The 20,822-nt window shown below is 32.5% G+C and carries 21 protein-coding genes; 6 read left to right on the top strand and 15 right to left on the bottom strand.

The annotated features are described in order from the left end of the window. The first annotated feature begins 55 nt into the window (after positions 1-55). Positions 56-559, top strand: coding sequence for a DUF309 domain-containing protein (locus CD035_RS13355; RefSeq protein ID WP_048539759.1), 504 nt, complete (start codon positions 56-58; stop codon positions 557-559). Positions 560-642: 83 nt separating this feature from the next. On the opposite strand, the gene xerD is transcribed toward CD035_RS13355, so the two are convergent. The 3 genes from xerD to CD035_RS13340 all read right to left on the bottom strand — a co-directional run bounded on the left by xerD (position 643) and on the right by CD035_RS13340 (position 2,732). After that, positions 643-1,557 carry a site-specific tyrosine recombinase XerD gene (xerD, locus tag CD035_RS13350; RefSeq protein WP_048539758.1) on the bottom strand — a complete coding sequence of 305 codons (915 nt, stop codon included), beginning with the start codon at positions 1,555-1,557 and terminating at the stop codon, positions 643-645. 91 nt (positions 1,558-1,648) lie between these two features. Continuing rightward, positions 1,649-2,089, bottom strand: coding sequence for a ferric iron uptake transcriptional regulator (gene fur, locus CD035_RS13345; RefSeq protein ID WP_025907044.1), 441 nt, complete (start codon positions 2,087-2,089; stop codon positions 1,649-1,651). A 100-nt stretch (positions 2,090-2,189) separates the two neighbouring features. Further along, the gene (locus CD035_RS13340) at positions 2,190-2,732 is read right to left on the bottom strand and encodes an NUDIX hydrolase (RefSeq protein ID WP_048539757.1); all 543 of its coding nucleotides are present in this window, start codon (positions 2,730-2,732) and stop codon (positions 2,190-2,192) included. Positions 2,733-2,809: 77 nt separating this feature from the next. On the opposite strand from CD035_RS13340, the gene CD035_RS13335 reads away from it, so the two are divergent. After that, complete coding sequence (locus tag CD035_RS13335; protein ID WP_048539756.1) at positions 2,810-3,721, top strand: aldo/keto reductase; 912 nt, start codon at positions 2,810-2,812, stop codon at positions 3,719-3,721. Between the two features lie 38 nt (positions 3,722-3,759). On the opposite strand, the gene CD035_RS13330 is transcribed toward CD035_RS13335, so the two are convergent. Beyond that, positions 3,760-4,518, bottom strand: a complete 759-nt coding sequence (locus CD035_RS13330) for an SDR family NAD(P)-dependent oxidoreductase (protein ID WP_048539755.1) — start codon at positions 4,516-4,518, stop codon at positions 3,760-3,762. 139 nt (positions 4,519-4,657) lie between these two features. Here CD035_RS13330 and proC point away from each other — a divergent pair, with 139 nt between their 5' ends. Beyond that, on the top strand, positions 4,658-5,473 hold the full coding sequence (gene proC / locus CD035_RS13325) for a pyrroline-5-carboxylate reductase (protein WP_048539754.1): 816 nt from the start codon (positions 4,658-4,660) through the stop codon (positions 5,471-5,473). A gap of 58 nt (positions 5,474-5,531) precedes the next feature. On the opposite strand, the gene rnz is transcribed toward proC, so the two are convergent. Then, a complete protein-coding gene (gene rnz, locus CD035_RS13320; RefSeq protein WP_048539753.1) occupies positions 5,532-6,449 on the bottom strand; it encodes a ribonuclease Z in 918 nt (305 codons plus the stop codon). A 195-nt stretch (positions 6,450-6,644) separates the two neighbouring features. Here rnz and zwf point away from each other — a divergent pair, with 195 nt between their 5' ends. Both zwf and CD035_RS13310 read left to right on the top strand, forming a co-directional pair. Next, a complete protein-coding gene (gene zwf, locus CD035_RS13315) occupies positions 6,645-8,129 on the top strand; it encodes a glucose-6-phosphate dehydrogenase (protein WP_048539752.1) in 1,485 nt (494 codons plus the stop codon). Between the two features lie 28 nt (positions 8,130-8,157). Next, positions 8,158-9,018 (top strand): effector binding domain-containing protein, encoded by an 861-nt coding sequence (locus tag CD035_RS13310; RefSeq protein ID WP_048539751.1) that lies wholly within the window; start codon positions 8,158-8,160, stop codon positions 9,016-9,018. A 50-nt stretch (positions 9,019-9,068) separates the two neighbouring features. On the opposite strand, the gene gndA is transcribed toward CD035_RS13310, so the two are convergent. Next, positions 9,069-10,472: an NADP-dependent phosphogluconate dehydrogenase gene (gene gndA, locus CD035_RS13305; RefSeq protein ID WP_048539750.1), complete on the bottom strand. Its 1,404-nt coding sequence runs from the start codon at positions 10,470-10,472 to the stop codon at positions 9,069-9,071. Between the two features lie 110 nt (positions 10,473-10,582). After that, entirely contained in the window at positions 10,583-11,698 is a 1,116-nt protein-coding gene (locus tag CD035_RS13300; protein ID WP_048539749.1) for a M20/M25/M40 family metallo-hydrolase, read from the bottom strand. 95 nt (positions 11,699-11,793) lie between these two features. Between CD035_RS13300 and prli42 the strand changes: the two genes are divergently transcribed. Then, positions 11,794-11,895 carry a stressosome-associated protein Prli42 gene (gene prli42 / locus CD035_RS13985; protein ID WP_151452370.1) on the top strand — a complete coding sequence of 34 codons (102 nt, stop codon included), beginning with the start codon at positions 11,794-11,796 and terminating at the stop codon, positions 11,893-11,895. 362 nt (positions 11,896-12,257) lie between these two features. On the opposite strand, the gene CD035_RS13295 is transcribed toward prli42, so the two are convergent. From CD035_RS13295 to CD035_RS13260, 8 genes are all read right to left on the bottom strand, one after another. Beyond that, positions 12,258-13,223 carry an aromatic acid exporter family protein gene (locus CD035_RS13295; RefSeq protein ID WP_048539748.1) on the bottom strand — a complete coding sequence of 322 codons (966 nt, stop codon included), beginning with the start codon at positions 13,221-13,223 and terminating at the stop codon, positions 12,258-12,260. Positions 13,224-13,241: 18 nt separating this feature from the next. Then, positions 13,242-13,679 carry a BrxA/BrxB family bacilliredoxin gene (locus CD035_RS13290; protein ID WP_048539747.1) on the bottom strand — a complete coding sequence of 146 codons (438 nt, stop codon included), beginning with the start codon at positions 13,677-13,679 and terminating at the stop codon, positions 13,242-13,244. Positions 13,680-13,753: 74 nt separating this feature from the next. Then, a complete protein-coding gene (locus CD035_RS13285) occupies positions 13,754-15,034 on the bottom strand; it encodes a dihydrolipoamide acetyltransferase family protein (protein WP_048539746.1) in 1,281 nt (426 codons plus the stop codon). Positions 15,035-15,045: 11 nt separating this feature from the next. Beyond that, positions 15,046-16,029 carry an alpha-ketoacid dehydrogenase subunit beta gene (locus CD035_RS13280; RefSeq protein ID WP_048539745.1) on the bottom strand — a complete coding sequence of 328 codons (984 nt, stop codon included), beginning with the start codon at positions 16,027-16,029 and terminating at the stop codon, positions 15,046-15,048. Continuing rightward, positions 16,022-17,020, bottom strand: a complete 999-nt coding sequence (locus CD035_RS13275) for a thiamine pyrophosphate-dependent dehydrogenase E1 component subunit alpha (RefSeq protein WP_048539744.1) — start codon at positions 17,018-17,020, stop codon at positions 16,022-16,024. The genes CD035_RS13280 and CD035_RS13275 overlap by 8 nt, the downstream gene beginning before the upstream one ends. Positions 17,021-17,034: 14 nt before the next feature. Further along, positions 17,035-18,447: a dihydrolipoyl dehydrogenase gene (gene lpdA, locus CD035_RS13270; protein WP_048539743.1), complete on the bottom strand. Its 1,413-nt coding sequence runs from the start codon at positions 18,445-18,447 to the stop codon at positions 17,035-17,037. An 11-nt stretch (positions 18,448-18,458) separates the two neighbouring features. Then, positions 18,459-19,520: a butyrate kinase gene (gene buk, locus CD035_RS13265; RefSeq protein WP_048539742.1), complete on the bottom strand. Its 1,062-nt coding sequence runs from the start codon at positions 19,518-19,520 to the stop codon at positions 18,459-18,461. Then, the gene (locus tag CD035_RS13260; protein WP_048539741.1) at positions 19,520-20,620 is read right to left on the bottom strand and encodes a Glu/Leu/Phe/Val dehydrogenase dimerization domain-containing protein; all 1,101 of its coding nucleotides are present in this window, start codon (positions 20,618-20,620) and stop codon (positions 19,520-19,522) included. Before CD035_RS13260 ends, buk begins: the two co-directional genes overlap by 1 nt. Between the last annotated feature and the right edge of the window lie 202 nt (positions 20,621-20,822).

Genomic DNA, 20,822 nt, shown 5'->3' with positions numbered 1-20,822 from the left:
AAAAATTATTATACCATGATTACGTATAAATATTCTATGCTGAGAGGGATTTTAAATGGAAACACAAATAATGTCATTTCACTATCATTTCCATGTCTTAAGACATTATTTTGAATGTCACGATATATTAGAAGATCATTGGAAAGATCAAACTCAATTTAGTAAACATGATGCAATTGTAAGTTTAATATTGTTCTCTACAGCGTGTTACCACTATAGACGTGATAATACGAAAGGTGCGCTAAAAACTTATAAAAAAGCATTACAAATTGCAGAATTAAATGATGACTTTAGCCATTTAGGTATTGAAAAAGCATCATTTCAATCTTTAATTCATTCACAAATCATGCGCATTGAGCAAGGTCATCCTTATGAAAATATTCAACTCCCTTTAACAGATGCAAGCTATCGTGCTTTAGAAAGTTCGTTTGATGATTTTGAATTTAATTATAATACAGATGTATCAGATTATATTAAACACCATCATCTACTAAGAGATCGTACTGAAGTGATTGAAAGTCGTATTTCAGCATATAAGCAACGTCACGCTAGACAATAAATAACCAATAAATGAGACCCCATGCGACAGCAAATGTTAATAAAATTGCTAATGTGACATATTTTTTTGATTCATGTTGTTGTTTATTGTTCTTCATTATTCTTCTCCTTCTTGGCTCTAGGGTGATACGTTAAATACATCTCGCGTATTTGTTTTTTAGAGATGTGTGTGTAAAGTTGTGTTGTAGAAATGTCGGAATGTCCGAGCATTTCTTGCACTGCCCTCAAGTCCGCACCATTTTCAAGCAAATGCGTCGCAAAAGAATGCCTTAAAGTATGAGGTGTTAAAGTCTTCGTTATCCCTTTTTCTAAGCCGATTTTTTTTAGTATTTTCCAAAATCCTTGTCGCGTTAAAGCTGTACCACGTGCATTTAAGAATAATATATCTGTAACATGTTTCTTCAATAAATTTGGTCTAACTTCTTGGATGTAGTTTCTTAAAATGCCCATTAAATGTTCACCAAGCGGTACGATTCGTTCTTTATTTCCTTTACCAAAGACTCTAATAAATCCCATCGTTAAATTGACGTCTTCTACATTTAATTGAATCAATTCACTTACACGAACGCCCGTGCCATATAAGAGTTCAAGCATCGTACGGTCTCGTTCATCTCTAGGATTTGTAATATGTGTAAATGTTAATAGTTGATTCACTTCATCTTCACTCAATACATCTGGAAGTTTTTGTTCGTATTTAGGTGTTTCAATCAATATTGTTGGGTCTTTAACGGCGTATTTTTCTCTAATCGCAAATTGATGAAAGCTTCTAATCGTCGCTGCCAATCTCGCAATTGTTTTAGCTGACTTACCTTCTTGTTTAAGATGTGCAAAATATTTTTGTATCACTATACGATCAATGTTGTCTATATGGCTAATTTTATGTTCTGTTATGTATTGGTTATATTGTTTTAAATCTCTTTGATACGATTGGATTGTATTTTGACTCAAGCCTTTTTCTAATCTAATAAAATCTATAAACTCATTTATGATTTGTTCCATGAATTCACCTCATTGTTGTCATTATTTTACCATAAAAAAAGACATCACTAAAATCAGTATAAAACTTCATTTAGTAACGTCCATTATAGATTTATTCTTCGTGACATCTATGACAAATACCATGAAAAGTTAATCGATGGTCTAAAATTTTAAAGTTAAATTCTTTTTCAACTCGACGTTCTACGTCTTCTAATAAATCTTCTTCGATTTCATCAACTGCACCACATTCCATACATACCATATGGTGGTGGAAATGTTTTGCCCCTTCTTTTCTTAAATCGAATCTAGCAACACCATCGCCAAAGTTAATTTTGTCGACTACTTTTAATTCTGCTAAAAGTTCTAATGTACGATACACTGTTGCGAGACCAATCTCAGGTGCCTTATCTTTAACTTTTAGGTAAACATCCTCTGCACTTAAGTGATCGGCTTCATTCTCAAGTAATACTCTAACTGTCGCTTCTCTTTGCGGAGTTAGTTTGTAGGAAGCTTTGTGTAATTGTTCTTTCACACGTTGTATGCGTTCTTCCAACTTGACACCTTCTTTCTAAAAAATAATCATTATCAATTAGTAATGTATTCGTATACTAAAATACCAATAATCTTCTCAAAAAGCAAGAAAAAATATCTTTTTATTTAGAATGATTATAATTTAATAATAAGTATTGGAAGGCAATCATTGTTTTGGCATCTTCAATTTTATGTTCTGATAATAATGACTGTATTTGATTGATTGAAATTTTAGTTAAATTTAAGAATTCATCTTCATCTAAATTTACTTTTCCTTCTTTTAAATCTTTAGCGATATAAATACTTACTTTTTCATTACAGAACCCTGGGCATCCATAAACTTCACCAATAAGTTCGAGTTTATCTGCGACGTATCCTGTTTCTTCTTCTAATTCTCTAAGTGCAGCTGACTCACGTTCCTCACCTATTTCTAATTTGCCAGCCGGAATTTCGATTAATGTCTTTTCCATTGCCTTTCTATATTGTTCCACCACTAATACTTCGTTTTCTGGTGTTATAGCTAATACAGATACTGCACCATTATGTAATACGACTTCGCGTTCACTCGTTTGACCATCTGGAAGTGATACTTGATGTTTTTCTAGCTTAATAATACGACCATCATATATCGTTTCTTTCGAAATCGTTTCTTCAGTTAGTTTCATTATAAGTGTGCCTCTTTTCATTAAAATAATTTATCTGGTAAACTTAATAAATAAAGTGTAGCGAAAGGAGCTTCAATATGCAAAAAAATACATTGAAAAGTGGCATTGAAATTTCAGAAGTCGGATTAGGTTGTATGAGTTTAGGAACAGATATTAACCATGCAGAAACAATTGTTGATGAAGCAATCAAACAAGGTATAACATATTTTGATACTGCTGATTTATATGATTACGGTGAGAATGAAAAAATCGTAGGTCAACTTTTGAAAAAATATCAAAATCAACATGATATCGTCATTGGATCAAAAGTCGGTAATCATTTTGATAAAGATAAACAAGAACACTTTTGGGATCCTTCTAAAGAACACATTATGAAAAGCATTAAAGAATCGTTACAAAGATTGGATCTTGAACAATTAGATTTATATATGTTACATGGCGGTACTATTGAAGATAATAAAGATGAAACGATAGAAGCATTCGAAAGATTAAAAGAACAAGGTCTCATAAAAGCATATGGCATTTCGTCAATCAGACCCAATGTAATCGATTATTACTTAAAAAACAGTCATATTGAAACGATTATGATGCAGTTTAGTATTTTAGATAATCGTCCTGAAAATCTATTAGAAAAAATTAATGATCATGGTGTCAAAATATTAGCAAGAGGTCCTGTTTCTAAAGGTTTATTAACACATAAATCAAACGAAGTGTTAGATCGTAAATTTAAAGACGGATTGTTAGAATACAATTATAACGATTTGTCCGATACCATTTCTCAACTAAATAAAGAATATGATGACTTATCTAGTGTTACATTCAATTATTTGAAATCATTTGATGCACTTGGCTCTATTATTACGGGTGCAAGTTCACCAGAGCAATTGGCAGAAAGTATTCAAAGTTATAATGGAACATTATCAGAAGCTCAAATTAAGCACGCCCGTTCAATCGTTAAAAATATTGAATACACAAATCACTTACAATAAAAGAAAAGAGTCTGGGAGAGTATAAATTTTCCAGACTCTTATTCTATCTTTTTACTTAAAAAACTTTGTTTAAATAATTTTTCAAATGTACGAGGTGCTAATTGATAAAATCTCAATCCTAAATCCATCCATTTCGGTTCGTTTATTTCTATTTTTCTTTTAATCATACTTTTAACAATTTGTTCGCTCAAATCTTCAACATTAAGTTGTATTTGAGATGCGAGCTTTTCAAAGTGACCTGAAGGATCTGCTTTAGCATGAAATTGTGATTTGAAAGGTCCCGGATTTACTGTGAGTACATGTAAATCTTCCCGTTCAAGTCTGAATGCATTTGTAAAACTACTCAAAGCTGCTTTTGACGCTGCATAATGGCTACCATATGGCGTTGTCACTTTAGAAGAAATCGATGATATATTAACGATTGATGCCCCTCTTTTTAAATAAGGTAATATACGGTTCAAAAGAATAATTAAATTGACGAGATTTGTATGATAAATGTCTTTAATTTCATTACTTGTATGCGCCTCGTTAGATTTAAAGTAACCTAACCCAGCGTTATTAATAATCCCGTCATACATGTTGTTATGTGAAAGACTATATTGTTCGACTTGCGCCGTGTCATTCATATCTAATATAAAGACTTCTTTAATATTTTTATATTTAGTAATTAAATGATTGGCCTTATCCTCATTTCTTACAATTATGGAAACAAAAGCACCATGATTATTCATTGATTGTATCAAGCTCTCCCCTAGTGAACCTGTGGCACCAGTTAATAAATAATGTTTACCGATCATTTAACTCACCCTTTATTCATTGTTATGTATAATGTATCATAACACTTCAAAAAAACTAAATACGATACAAGCAATTTTGACATAAGATTATATTTCTTTATAATTAAAATGAATTCATATGGAAGTGAGTGATTTTATTATGAAAATTGTGTTTTATGGATCTGGTAATATGGCAAACGCGATATTCACTGGAATTGTTAACAGTAAGTCGATTGAACCTGAAAATATTTATTTAACAAATAAGTCGAATCAAGAAGCATTGGAAAATTATCATGAAACTTTAGGCGTAAGCTATAGTTATGATGATGAAGAATTGTTAAAAGATGCAGATTATGTATTCTTAAGTACAAAACCTTATGATTTCTTAAAGTTAGCTGAACGGATTAGACCTTTTATAACGAGTGATAATAAATTCATTTCAATTATGGCTGGTTTACCGATTAGTTATATTAGAGATAATTTACAAGTTGATAATCCAATTGCTAGAATTATGCCAAATACGAATGCGCACGTTGGTCATTCAGTAACGGGTATCAGCTTCTCTACAAACTTCGATCCTAATTCTAAGCAAGAAGTATTGATGCTTATTGAAGCTTTCGGTACAGCATTAGAAGTTAAAGAAGACCACTTACATCAAGTGACAGCTATCACAGGTAGTGGACCAGCATTCTTATACCATGTATTTGAACAATATGTAAATGCAGGTACTAAATTAGGTATTGAGCAATCTCAAGTTGAAGAATCCATTAAAGAACTGATTATTGGTACTGGTAAAATGATTGAACGTTCTGATTTAAAAATGGATCAATTAAGAAAAAATATTACGTCTAAAGGTGGTACAACGCAAGCAGGATTAAATGCGTTAAGCAACCATGATATAGAAGCTATTTTCTTAGATTGTTTAAACGCAGCTGTTAAGAGAAGTATCGAACTAGCAGAAGCGGATGAAGATTAATTGAATATTCTTTTAAAAAACATCTCATCTTATATATATTTTAAGATGAGATGTTTTTCTATATTTGGAATTGATCATAATCTTTTACAAATTTAAAGTCATGATTAACTGCTGACTGTAATGATGATTCAACTGATTGAATATCTTCTAATTCATATCGATTAGATAAATGTGTGAATAGACCTTTTTTTACATGAACATCAGACATTAATTGAAAGACATCTTCAATATGGCTATGATAATATGAATTTGCTAAATTTTTATCGCCTTCGATATATGTTGTTTCATGAACAATAACGTCTGCATCTTGTGCAAGGATATGTTCATTTTGGCATGGCATCGTATCACCAAAGATTGTAATCACTTTACCCTTTTTCTTAGGACCTTTGAAATCTTTAGACTGATAAGTTTGATTTTCATATTCAAAAGTTTCATTTGCTTTCACTTCTTGATATTTGGGACCAGGCTCTATGCCGATAGCTTTAAGTTTTTCAACATCTAGCTTTCCTTCAATATCAGGTGCTGTGATTCGATAACCGACAGATAATATACCATGTTTTAAAGGTAAAGCTTTAATATGAAAGCCATCGATATTAAGTTCTGTTTCAGTGTTGAATTCATTTACAGTTATCGGATAATTTAAATTTGATTGAGAAATTTCTAATGCCGTTTGTATAAACTTGGCTATACCTTTAGGACCGATTATTGTTAAAGGTTTATCTTTACCACCTTGGAAGGAACGACTTGTTAATAATCCAGGTAATCCAAATATATGATCACCATGTAAGTGCGTAATAAATATATGACTTATTTTGCCAAGTTTAATGCCAGTATGTAATATTCTATGTTGCGTTGCTTCACCAACATCAAACAACCATAGTTGATTTACGTGAGGTAGGCAATTAAAGGCAATTGATTGTGTATTTCTTTCTTTAGTCGGTAATCCGGCACTTGTGCCTAAAAATGTGAGTTCCATCGTCTTCCTCCTTACGTTATTATTATAACATGTATCGTACAATGATTTATAAAAATACATAAAAATGATGTTGATTATACAACTTACTGAATAAATTGAAAATTTAAAAGTTCAAATTGAAGAATATCAATCACTAACATGTTATAATAATTAATATTGTAAATTGTGAAAAAGTTAGAGAATCGAGGTAAATAAATGACAACCGAAACTAGAAATATTCCATGCTTAATTACAATATTTGGGGCTACAGGTGATTTAAGTCACCGTAAATTATTCCCATCTATTTTTCATTTATATCAACAAAATCAATTAGACGAACATATCGCAATAATCGGTGTTGGTCGAAGGGATTGGACTAATGAAAAGTTCAGAAGTGAAATTAAAGCTTCAGTAGAGAAACATGTACAGAATACAGAAAAGTTAGATGAATTTATGGAACATGTGTTTTACCAATCGCACGATGTTAGTGACCCTTCTAGTTATGAAGAATTATTAGCTTTTTCAAATGAGTTAAACGAACAATATCAATTAGAAGGTAATCGATTATTTTATTTAGCAATGGCACCTCAATTCTTTGGTACTGTTACAGATTTCTTAAAGTCTTCAGGTTTAACAGATACTGACGGTTTCAAACGCTTAATTATTGAAAAACCTTTCGGCACAGATTTAGCATCTGCCGAAGAATTAAATGAACAAATTAGACGTTCATTTAAAGAAGAAGAAATTTACAGAATCGACCATTATTTAGGTAAAGATATGGTACAGAACATCGAAGTGTTAAGATTTGCCAATGCGATGTTCGAACCATTATGGAATAATAAATATATTTCTAATATTCAAGTAACATCATCTGAAATATTAGGTGTAGAAGATCGAGGCGGATACTATGAAAATAGTGGCGCATTAAAAGATATGTTCCAAAACCATATGTTACAAATGGTTGCATTATTAGCAATGGAACCACCTATTAGTTTAAACAGTGAAGATGTTAGAAATGAAAAAGTAAAAGTATTGCGTTCAATTAGAGCTTTAGATGAGTCAGAAGTCAAACAGAACTTTGTTAGAGGGCAATATGATAAAGGCAAAATTGAAGGTGAAGAAGTTAAAAGCTATAGAGAAGAAGATAAAGTAGCAGATGACTCTAATACCCCTACTTTCGTCGCAGGTAAATTAATGATAGATAATTTCAGATGGGCTGGCGTACCATTCTTTATTCGAACTGGTAAAAGAATGAAGAAAAAAGGTATTCAAGTAGTTGTTGAATTCAAAGAAGTACCAATGAATTTATATTACCAACGTGATTCAGAATTAGAATCTAATTTACTTGTTATAAATATTCAACCTAATGAAGGACTTTCACTACACTTAAATGCTAAAAAACAAGTTCAAGGTATAGAAACAGAACCTGTACAATTATCATACGCAATGAGTGCACAAGATAAAATGAACACAGTTGATGCATATGAGAACTTAATCTTCGATTGCCTTAAAGGTGATTCAACAAACTTTACACATTCGGAAGAATTAAAAGCGACATGGAAATATGTAGATGTGATACAAAATGTGTGGGACAATGATAAAGCACCGTTCCCTAATTATAGAGCTGGCACTAATGGACCGATTAAGAGTCAATTATTATTGTCAATTGATGGATTTAAATGGTGGGACGATATTAACTAATCTTTCTGCCAACAGGAGTGACTGAACATTGGAAGTAATTAAAGATTTACAAAGAGCAATTGTGTACATTGAAGATCATCTATTAAGCGATATCGATTTACAAACTTTGAGTGATCACGTTGAAAAGTCCCCTTTTCACTTGAATCAATCTTTTACAATGGTTATTGGTATGACGCCTATTGAATATCAACTTGCTAGAAGAATGACTGAAGCGGCATTTGATATTTTAAGTGGTCAAACACGTATTTTAGATATTGCCTTAAAGTATGGATACAGAGATGCACATGCATTCGCTCATGATTTTAATGCATATCATGGCATAAGTCCGCTACAAACGAAGACACATCAATCTATGCTTAAAATTAAAAAAAGAGTCTCTATTAAATTAACTTCTACAGAAACAGAACCGTTAAATTATTCGTTACAATACAAAGATGATTTAAAGTTAGTTGGTAAAAATCACCATTATCATTCAAATGAATTAGATAATCATTTTTTAATACCTGACTTATTAGAAATGTTATTAGAGAATAATTACATAGAAGACTTTATTAAATATAATGATGTTAAACCTAACCAACTATTTGTTGTTCGAAGACCACTAGTAGATGGACTTGAAGTTTTTGTAGGCGTACCTAGCGAAAGATATCCAGGTCATTTAGATAATTATTATTTACCTGGACATCATTTCGCGACGTTTAATTTACAAGGTGAATTAGATTTTGTAGTGAGTGAAGCTTGGCACCATATTGAAAATCAATGGCAACTTAAAATGCCTTATTTACATGATGATTTTTATGTTGAGGTTTATCCTCTTGATGTTAATTTTGATCAAGAAACTTCTAAAGTCCAACTTTGGATACCTATTGATCATAAAAGTATGAATTAAAAAACACCCCACTATCTTATTTAGATAACGGGGTGTTTCGTTATATCAAATTATTTAGTCCATTCAGTATGGAAAATACCTTCTTTATCTTTACGTTCATAAGTATGCGCACCAAAGTAATCACGTTGTGCTTGAATTAAGTTGGCAGGTAAATCTTCTGAACGGTAACTATCAAAGTAATTGATTGCTGAAGAGAAACCAGGTGTTGCAATTCCTGCTTTGATTGCAGTTGCTGATACTTCTCTTAATGAACCTTGATATTTTGCAATGATGTCGTTGAAATAAGGATCTAATAATAAGTTTGTTAATGATGAATCATTATCGTAAGCGTCTTTGATTTTTTGTAAGAATTGTGCACGGATGATACAACCCTCTCTCCAAATCATAGCTAACTCACCTAATTTTAAGTTCCAGTTATTTGTTTCACTAGCAGTTTTCATTTGAGCAAATCCTTGTGCATAACTACATATTTTACTCATATAAAGAGCTTGTCTGATTTGCTCTAAGAACGCTTCTTTATCACCAGTAAACTCAGTTACTTCTGGACTAAACGCTGTGCTTGCTTTAACTCTTTCATCTTTAAATGAAGAAATAAATCTAGCAAATACGGATTCAGTAATAATTGTTAATGGAATACCTAATTCTAAAGCATTAATTGAAGTCCATTTACCAGTACCTTTTTGTCCAGCTTTATCCATAATTTTTTCAACTAATGGTGTACCATCTTCGTCTAATTTATTAAAGATTTCGCCAGTGATTTCAATTAAGTAACTTTCTAATTCGCCAGCATTCCATGATTTGAACGTTTCAGCAATATCTTTATGATCCATGTGTAATACACGTTTCATTAAGTCATAACTTTCAGCGATTAATTGCATATCTGCGTATTCAATACCGTTATGCACCATTTTTACATAGTGGCCAGCACCATCTGGACCAACATATGTTACGCATGGAGAACCATCGCTTGCTTTAGCAGAAATGCTTTCTAAAATTGGTGCTACCAATTCATAAGCTTCTTTCTGACCACCAGGCATAATTGAAGGACCAGTTAATGCACCTTCTTCCCCACCTGAAACACCTGTTCCAATGAAGTTTATTCCACTTTCATCTAAGTATTGGTTTCTACGAATCGTGTCTAAATAGTTAGTATTTCCGCCATCGATAAGGATGTCGCCTTTATCTAATAATGGTAATAAGCTATCGATTGTTTTATCTGTTGCTTCACCAGCTTTTACCATAAGTAAAATTTTTCTTGGTTTTTCTAATGAATCTACAAACTCTTCAATTGAATAGTTTGGATGTATATTTTTACCTTGTGATTCTTCAACCATTTGGTCGACTTTCTCTTTTGAACGGTTATACACTGAAACTGAGTAACCACGTGATTCAATATTCCAAGCTAAGTTTTTACCCATTACAGCTAAACCAACTACACCTATTTGTTGTGTCATGAAATTAACCTCACTTTTTTTCATTTTCTAGTACATTTTAACATAGTTTGAATACGTTTTTCGTCTATAAAGTCTTTAATTTCAAATGAATACGTTTACATACTGAATTTTTATGCAAGTTCAGCAATTGCAACGATTTGTTCTGTAATTTTTTGTAATTCTTCAACTGGCATACGTTCATTTGTTGTATGAATATATTCATATCCAACACCTAAAATAACAGTAGGTATACCAAATCCACTAATTACATTTCCGTCAGATCCGCCACCTAGTTTAACAAGGTCTGCTTTACGTCCAATTTTTTCAGAAGATTTAACAGCTAATTGAACAACATCGTCTTCTTCAGTTAAGTTAAAGCTTGGGTACATAATTTGTACATTAACTTCAGCAGAACATCCGAATTCTTCAGCAGTTTTCTCGAATGCTTCTTTCATATGTGTGACTTGTTGGTTCATTTTTTCGTCATCTAAAGATCTAGCTTCTGCTAAAATATATACATGATCACTTACGATATTTGTTGCTGTTCCACCTTCGAATCTACCGATATTAGCAGTCGTTTCTTCATCGATACGTCCCAAGTTCATATGACTAACAGCTTTAGCAGCGATATTAATAGCAGAAACACCTTTTTCAGGTTCTAATCCAGCGTGTGCTGTTTTACCTTTAATAATTGCCTCTATTTTAGCTTGTGTTGGAGCCGCTACAACAGTTGTACCTACTTTACCAGGCGCATCAATAGCAAAACCATATTTCGCTTGAATATCATCTGGATTTAAAGCTTTAGCACCAACTAAACCAGATTCTTCACCTACTGTAATGATAAACTCGATATCACCATGTTGAATATTGTTATCTTTAATAACTTGAATAGCTTCTAATATGGCAGCTAAACCAGCTTTATCATCAGAACCTAAGATTGTTTCACCTTTAGAATAAATGTAACCATCTTCACGTAATTCAGGTTCAATATTATTACCAGGCGTAACAGTATCCATATGGCTTGTAAAATAAATCGGTGTCTTGCTAGTATCTTCACCTTTTAATTTACAAATTAAATTACCAGCACCATAACCAGTCTCACTTTGAGAGTCATCCTCTTTAACATCTAAACCTAAATCCGTAAACTTTTGCTTTAATAAGTCAGCAATCTTTCTTTCATTTTTAGATTCAGAATCTACCTTTACAAGTTCTATAAAAGTATTCAATAATCTTTCTTCATTAATCATGATTGTCCCTCTTTTCATTTATTTAAATATCTCATAATCTAGTGTATAATAGTTGATAAATATATACAAAACTAATGTTTAAAGAGAGGGTTATCATGCAAAATAAGAATATACGTAAAATCATAATCATCGTAATGTTAGTAGCAATCGTAGCTGCACTTGTATTATCAGGTATCTTACCATTCCTATTAAATTAATAATATAATTTAAAAGCGCTAGCTCATGATGAGTAGCGCTTTTTTTGGGTAAGCTATACTAGAAAATGAGGTATGTCATGGCTTAAGTCTACCATTAAGCCAAGAGTTCGGTTATTTCGTGGCTTAAGTCCTTCGTTAAGCCAAGAGTTTGGGTATATCGTGGCTTAAGTCTACCATTAAGCCAAGAGATTGGTCATTTCGTGGCTTAAGTCTGCTATTAAGCCAAGAGATTGAGGATTTCATGGCTTAAGTCCTTCATTAAACCATGAGTTTCATTAGTTCATAGTTTAGATTTCAAACATTAACTCACGTCTCCCCCACTATATACACAAAAAAACGCAATGCTGAATAGCATTGCGTTTTTACTTCTTAAGGCTACCGAATTGTGATTTGATTAGTAAGTACTCTTCTACTTCGTTTAATAGTTGAAATAGTGCTGCTATACTTTCTAATTCTTGTTGTGTTTTTGGTAGCTCTATAGACTGTAATTTTATTTTAATGTCATATAGATTATGCAATCTCATAAGTGAGTAATCATTGCCTTGTACGTTTTGTGATACTTCTAATAACAATTGACTACATAAATGATGTGCGTGTTGACTGTGTTGCATTGATTCAATTAAATTTTTCATTCTTTTTAATAAAGTCAATTGTTCTTCTCTCATATCAAAGTAATGATAATAAGAATTTTCATTTCTCACAAAATGATTTTTAACTTCTCTAAATGCTAATGATTTAGCTTTTCTAATATTTTCTGAAACTATATCAAATGACGGTACATTAATTTTCTTATTTGGATCTTGTAAACATTGACTATAAATAAAGGTTATTAATATAAAGTCGTCTTCTATTTTGCGCTTATAGTTGTTGAGTTTGTAATCTAAACTTGGCATAAACATATTCATTATTAAGGCGATGCCTATACCAATTATAAGTAATAAGATTTCATTTATGACGACATTCATATCGATTGTTTTAGCCATATACAAATGTAGTATAATAACACAGCTTGTTACGATACCTTCTTGTACACCAATCATGACTGTTACAGGTATAAATAAAAGTACCATAATACCAAGTATAATGGGTGTGCTTCCAAAATAAGTGAAAAATAATGAACCTATCAAAATTGCAATAAAACATGCTACAAATCTATATATTGCAGCTTCAAATGATTTTACTCTTGTATCCTTAATACATAATACAACAAGAATAGCACTGGATGCATAGTTGTCTAAGCCGATTAACCTAGAAAGGATGACAGCTAATGTCATCCCTAGGGCAGTTTTTAATGTTCTATATCCTATTCTGTACGGTTTTATTTGCATAAGAAATGAACCGTTCCTTTACACTTCTTCGCAATACTCTTCGAATAGTGCTTGAATGTTTGTAATAACACTCATTGGATCGTGACCTTCGATTTCATGTCTTTCAATCATTTTGACAATTTTGCCATCTTTTAGAAAAGCAAATGATGGACTTGATGGTGGATAACCTTCGAAGTAATCACGTGCTGTTTCTGTTGCTTCTTTGTCTTGACCAGCAAATACAGTTACTAATTGATCTGGTAATTTATCATAGTGTAACGCATGTTGTGCTGCTGGTCTTGCGATACCGCCTGCACATCCACAAACTGAATTAACCATAACAAATGTTGTACCTGGTTTGTTGAAAGTTTCTTTAACTTCATCTTTAGTTGTTAATTGTTTGTATCCAGCTGCTTCTATTTCATTTCTCGCAGAATTGACTACGTCATTCATATATAAATTGAAATCCATTTCCATAAAAAAAGCCTCCTGTAATAATAGATAAGTCTATTTTACAGGAGATTTAAGGGTAAAACAATGAGAAGCTTTTATTAATATATAGATGTATTCTCGATTGTCATACTTTGTAATCTTTCTTTTACATATTTTAAGAATTCACCGGCCATTAAACCATCTAATATTCTATGATCAATTGATAATGATAAATTAACCATATCACGAATACCAATCATATCATTGACAACTACAGGTCGTTTCACAATGGATTCTACTTGTAAAATAGCTGCTTGTGGATGATTGATAATACCCATTGATGATACAGAGCCAAATGAACCCGTGTTATTGACTGTAAATGTACCACCTTGCATATCTTGAGAAGTTAATTTATGCTGTCTTCCTCTAGTTGCTAGATCATTAATTTCACGAGCGATACCTTTGATTGATTTATCATCAGCATTTTTAATAACAGGTACATATAATTTATCTTCACTTGCTACTGCGATTGAAATATTAATATCTTTATGAATTTTAATTTCATCGCCAGCCCAAGTGCTATTTAACATCGGATATTTTTTCAATCCTTCTGCAACAGCTTTTACGAAAAATGCGAAGAATGTTAAGTTATATCCTTCGTTTTGTTTAAAAGATGATTTATGATGTTGTCTTGTTTTAACAAGATCTGTAGCATCAACTTCGACCATCATCCAAGCATGTGGAATTTCATGAACACTTTGTAACATTTTATTAGCAATTGCTCTTCTAACTCCATTAACAGGAATTGAATCTCCAGGTAATGAAGTCGTTTCTGGTTCTGGTTGAACTGTGTTTTCAGTGATTGCTTCAGATGTTGCATCTACTTGTTTAGATGGTGTGTTTTCAGTTGAGACACCATTTTCGATAGCATTTAAAATATCTTTTTTAGTGACTCTTCCTAAATTGCCAGTACCTTTAACTTTATTTAAATCAATATTATTTTCACTTGCTAATTTAAAGACAACAGGTGAATATTGACCGTTATTCATTGGACCTTCTTGTGGTTCATTAGATACAGGTTTTTCAGCTTTTACAGGTTGATCTTCTTTAGATACTTCTGATTCAGTTTGTTCATCAGTACTATTATTGTTATCCTCTGATGTTTCACCTACTACGTCCATTCTACAAATGATTGTACCAACATCAACTGTTTCGCCAGCTTCTACAACAATTTCTTTAATTGTTCCATTAAATGTTGAAGGCACTTCAGCTGTTACTTTATCTGTAATCACTTCGCACAGTGCATCGTACTCTTCAATTGTGTCGCCTGGTTGAACGAGCCATTGTTCGATTGTACCTTCATGAACACTTTCTCCAAGTTTCGGCATCTTTACGTCCATAATTTAACCTCCTAAAATTCAGCTAATGTTCTCATTTTTTCTTCTATTTTTACAGGATTCATCATAAAGAAATCTTCCATTGGTGGTGAAAATGGCATAGCTGGTACGTCTGGACCTGCAAGTCTTGCAATTGGTGCATCTAAATCAAATAAGCAATTTTCAGCTATTATGGCAGATACTTCACTCATGACACTACCTTCTAGATTATCTTCAGTTACAACCAATACTTTGCCAGTCTTTTTCGCACAATTAATAATTGTTTCTTTATCTAGTGGATATAATGAACGTAAATCTACTATTTCTGCATCTATACCTTCAGTTGATAATATTTCAGCTGCTTGAAGTGCGTAATTTACACATAATCCATAAGTGAATACTGTAATATCTGAACCTTCTCGTTTAACATCTGCTTTATCAATTGGTACAGTATAATATTCTTCAGGTACTTCTTCTTTTAATAATCTATATGCTTTTTTATGCTCGAAATATAATACAGGATCATTATCTTCAATTGCCGCAAGAAGTAAACCTTTAGCATCATATGGCGTTGATGGAATAACCACTCTTAAGCCTGGTGTTGAACAGAATATACTCTCAATACTTTGAGAATGATATAATGCGCCATGAATTCCGCCACCAAATGGACTTCTAATTGTTAAAGGACAATCCCAGTCATTATTAGAACGGTATCTTATTTTAGCTGCTTCATTGATGATTTGGTTTGTTGCTGGAACGATATACTCTGCAAATTGAATTTCAGATACCGGTCTTTTACCCATCATAGCAGCACCAATTGAAGCACCAACGATATTTGATTCTGCTAACGGTGAATCGATCACGCGTCCTTCACCATATTTGTTGTATAAATTTTTAGTTGCGCCAAATACGCCGCCTTTTAGACCAACATCTTCGCCGATAACAAATACATTATTGTCTTTTTCCATCGCTTGGTCCATTGCTTGATTAATCGCGTCAAGATAGGATAACTTAGGCATTCTTTTCGCCTCCTTGATCATATACATGTGTTAAAGCTTCTTCCGGTAATGGATAAGGTGCTTTTTCTGCATTTTTAGTAGCAGTATTGATTTCTTGTTTAATTTCTTCTTCAACTTGGCTGAACCACTCGTCGTTTGTCACTTGATGTTCAACTAAATATTCTTTGAATTTAATCATACAATCATTATCTTTTTCTTCTTTCATCTCATCTGCTGGACGATAAGTATCGTTATCGTCTGAAGAATGAGGTGTTAATCTACTACATAATGCTTCAATTAATGTAGGTCCTTCACCATTAATTGCACGTTCTCTTGCACGTTTAACTGCTTCATAAACAGCTATAGGATCATTACCATCAACTTGTTCACCAAATGCACCGTAACCTGCAGCTCTAGATGATAAATCATCTGTAGCGTACTGTAAGTGAGTTGGTACGGAAATGGCATATTTATTGTTTTCAATAATACAAATAAATGGCAATTTATGAACACCAGCGAAGTTCATTGCTTCATGGAAGTCACCTTGGCTTGTACTTCCTTCACCTAAAGTAGCTAGTGCAATCGCTTCTTTGCCATCCATTTTAAGCGATAAACTTGCACCAACTGCATGTAATACTTGAGTTGTTACACAAGAACCTTGCGTTAAAATAGATAACTCCTTTTTACTAAAGTGAGATGGCATTTGCTTACCACCACTTGAAGTATCACCTTGTTTAGCAAATGCAGCTAACATAGATTCTTCTGCAGAAATACCACGTGCTGTAACTAAAGCTAAATCTCTATAGTAAGGTGCTAATACGTCTTCGTCTTTTAGTGCATAATATGTGCCAATCTGCGTTGCTTCTTGACCTTGACAACTAATGACAAACGGTAGTTTACCTGCTCGATTGAGTAGCCACATTCTTTCGTCAATTTTTCTACCTAATAACATCCATTTATAAATTTCTTTTAAGTCTTCATGCGTTAATCCGACAGTCTTATAATCTAACATCTAATCTCTCCTCTTTAGACGTGAATAGCACGATTCTCAGATTTTAACCCTAGTTCCATGAGCACTTCTCCAATTGAAGGATGTGCATGTACAGTAGTTGCTAGTTCTTCAGTAGAGCCATTCATAAATGTAAATAGAGCTGCTTCATTAATTAATTCAGTCACTTTTGCACCAATCATATGAATGCCAAGCACTTTTTCATTGTCTATATCTTTGATTAAAATACATTCACCAAGTCCATTATTTTCGATGACGGATTTTCCAATTGCTTTAAATGGCACTTTAAATTTTTTGAAATTAATATTTTGTGCTTTAGCATCTTGTTCAGTCATCCCTATCGAAGCAATTTCAGGATTTGTATATATACATCTCGGAACTGTTAAATAATCTAACATAATAGGATTTTGATCAAACATATGCTCTACTGCAATTGTGCCTTCTTTAGTTGCAACGTGTGCTAACTGATAATTACCGATGACATCTCCAACCGCATAAATATGTTTATCATCAGTTTGATAAACATCATTTGTTTGAATATAGCCTTTATTATCGGTCTTTATTTTTGTGTTGTTCAAACCTAAATCTTCAGTATTCGGTGTTCTACCAACAGCGACTAATACTTTTTCAAAAGTTTGTTGCTCATTTTGAAGTGTTACATCTACGTGTTGATCATGTATGCTGACATCTTGTTCAGATAAAGGACAATTCTCATGAATGTTTATACCATTTTCTTCAAAGCTACGTTTAATCGTCTTACTGATTTCACGTTGTTCGTTAGGGATAATAGATTGCCCTGCTTCAACAACTGTTACTTTTACACCTAAATCATTTAATAAAGATGCAAATTCAAGTCCTATAACACCGCCACCGATAATTAACATGCTTTTAGGCAATGTTTCTAATTGCATCATATCATCACTTGAAATGACGGTTTGATGGTTAAACTTTAAGAATGGTAATTCAATTGGTCTTGATCCTGTTGAAATTAATACATTTTGATTAACGAGTAGTTCCGATTCGCCATTTTCAAATTCAACAGATACAGTTCCAGCTTGAGGCGAGAACAATGAAGGCCCTAGAATTCTGCCATTACCTTCATAAATGTCAATTTTGTATTTTTTCATCAAACTTTGTACACCATTGTACATCGTAGAAACTGTTTCATCTTTCTTAGCAACAACATCCGACATTTCAAAATCAGCTGAAGCAGTTTTAATACCATATTCGTTTGAATGTTGTATGTATCTTAAAATTTCTGCAGTTTTTAAATATGATTTTGTAGGTATACAACCTTTATGTAAACAAGTTCCACCTAACTTAAATTTCTCTACAATTGCGACTTTTTTTCCTAGTTGTGAAGCACGAATTGCTGATACATAGCCCGCCGTACCGCCACCTAGAATGACTAAATCATATTCTTTAGACATAGTATTACTCCTTATTCATATGACTTGGTACTAATTTTACCGTGTAAGAGGTCCATTACGCCAATATTTAAGGCGTGCATTTCTTTTTCTCCTTCATATATAGTAACATTTTGTAGCCAAGATACATATTGTTTTACTTTATTTGTGATATATTTTGAATAACTTAACCCACCAGTTATGATAATTTGATCGATTTGACCTTCTAAAACGATCGCGCAAGAACCTATAGATTTAGCAATTTGATAACACATGGCATCTAAGACTAGTTTAGCAGTTTTATCGCCATTTTCCATCATTTGTTCTACTTTTAAACAATCATTTGTACCAAAATATGATAATAACCCAGATTTTTTACTTAATTCATTATTAGCTTCTTTAGCATTTAAATCGTGATCAATAACCCATTTAATTAACGCATCATTTGGTATTGAACCAGCTCTTTCAGGACTAAATGGCCCCTCACCTAATAAGCCGTCATTAACTTCGATGACTCTTCCTTTTCTATGAGCACCTACACTTATACCACCACCGAGATGTGCAACGATAACATTAATATCTTCATATGCTTTGCCAATATTAGTTGCATATTGTTTAGCGACAGATTTCTGGTTTAATGCATGGAAGATGCTGCGTCTTTCAATACCTTTTATACCAGTAATTCTAGCTTCAGGTATTAATTCATCTACAACGACAGGATCAACAATATATGCTTGTATATTTAATTCTTTAGCAAATGTATAGCCGATAATACCACTTAAATTTGAGGCATGAAATCCATACTTAAAAGATTTCAAATCTTGATACATGATGTTATTAACAAGATATGTTCCACCCTGTATAGGCTTTAAAACACCACCCCTACAAGCAATAGCATCTATTGCTTGTAGTGAGATATGATGTTGGTTTAATGAGTTCTTGATACTTTCAAGTCGAAATGGGACTTGTTCAATTAATGTAAGATTAGTTTGTTCGATATCATGCCTAATAACATCTTCAAATAACATATCATAGTTATCAAATACAGCAACTTTAGATGATGTGCTTCCTAAATTAAGTACAAGAATTTTTTTCATTATTTTTTACCTCTAGAAATGATAGATCTTTCAGTTTTTAAGAAATTACTTCTTACATTTTTAAGTTGTTCAATACGTTCTTCAGCTAAAATTTCAGCTGCACGTGCAGAAGTAATTTGATCTCTTTTACTAATTTCAAATACTTTATCCATTTGGTCATAGATTTTCTCAATGTTTGAAATAGCGCGTACTTCATTGTATCCATCTAATTCATCAGCAACATTGATAACACCACCAGAGTTAGCAACGAAGTCAGGCGCATATACAATACCTTTATCTTCTAATTGAGAACCGTGTAAATCTATGTCTTGTAATTGATTGTTTGCACTACCACATACAACTTTAACTTTTAAGCGTGCGATAGTATCATCATTTAATACGCCACCTAAAGCACAAGGTGCAAAGATATCAGCATCTACATCATAAATATCATTAATACCTACACTTTGAGCGTTGAAGTCATTTACAACTCTATCAACTGCTTCTTGGTTAATATCCGTTACAACTAATTGAGCACCTGCTTCATGTAAATAACGACATAGTTCGTAAGCAACGTGTCCAACACCTTGAACGGCAACTGTTTTCCCGTTTAAATCATCTGTTCCAAATGCTTCTTTAGCTGCACGTTTCATAGAAACAAATACACCTAATGAAGTTTTAGGACTTGGGTTACCACTAGATTGGTGACTTTCAGATAAACCAACTACGTAATCAGTCTCTTCAAAGATAATATCCATATCGTCTTCAGTCGTTCCAACATCTTCAGCAGTAATATAACGACCATTTAAACTTTCTACATATCTACCTAAAGCTCTAAATAAAGCTTCTGATTTATCTTTTTTAGGATCGCCGATAATAACTGTTTTACCGCCACCTAAGTTTAAACCAGCTGCAGCATTTTTATATGTCATACCTCTTGATAAGCGTAATGCGTCATTAATAGCTTCTTCTTCACTTTCATATGGCCACATTCTACAACCACCAAGTGCTGGTCCTAATGTTGTATCATGAATCGCAATGATTGCTTTTAATCCTGAACTTTTATCGTGACAAAATACTATTTGCTCATAGTCATATTTTTCTATCGTTTCGAATAACATAATAATCCCCTTTTCACTTTTTATATAATAACTTCATTTCTAATTTTACATGAAATGTTTTATTTATCAAATAAATTGACGAAAAATGATAGCGCTTACAAAAAGTAAAAATTTTTAGAAAATTCAATCTTTATTGATATAAAAGCATTGTAAGCTCTTTCAATACTTTGAAATAAAGAGTATAGTTATTAATTTGTTATTA

This window comes from Mammaliicoccus sciuri (genome assembly GCF_002901825.1).
Lineage (GTDB): Bacteria > Bacillota > Bacilli > Staphylococcales > Staphylococcaceae > Mammaliicoccus > Mammaliicoccus sciuri.
Note: the sequence above shows the minus strand (reverse complement) of the source record. Positions and strands in the feature narration are given on the sequence as shown.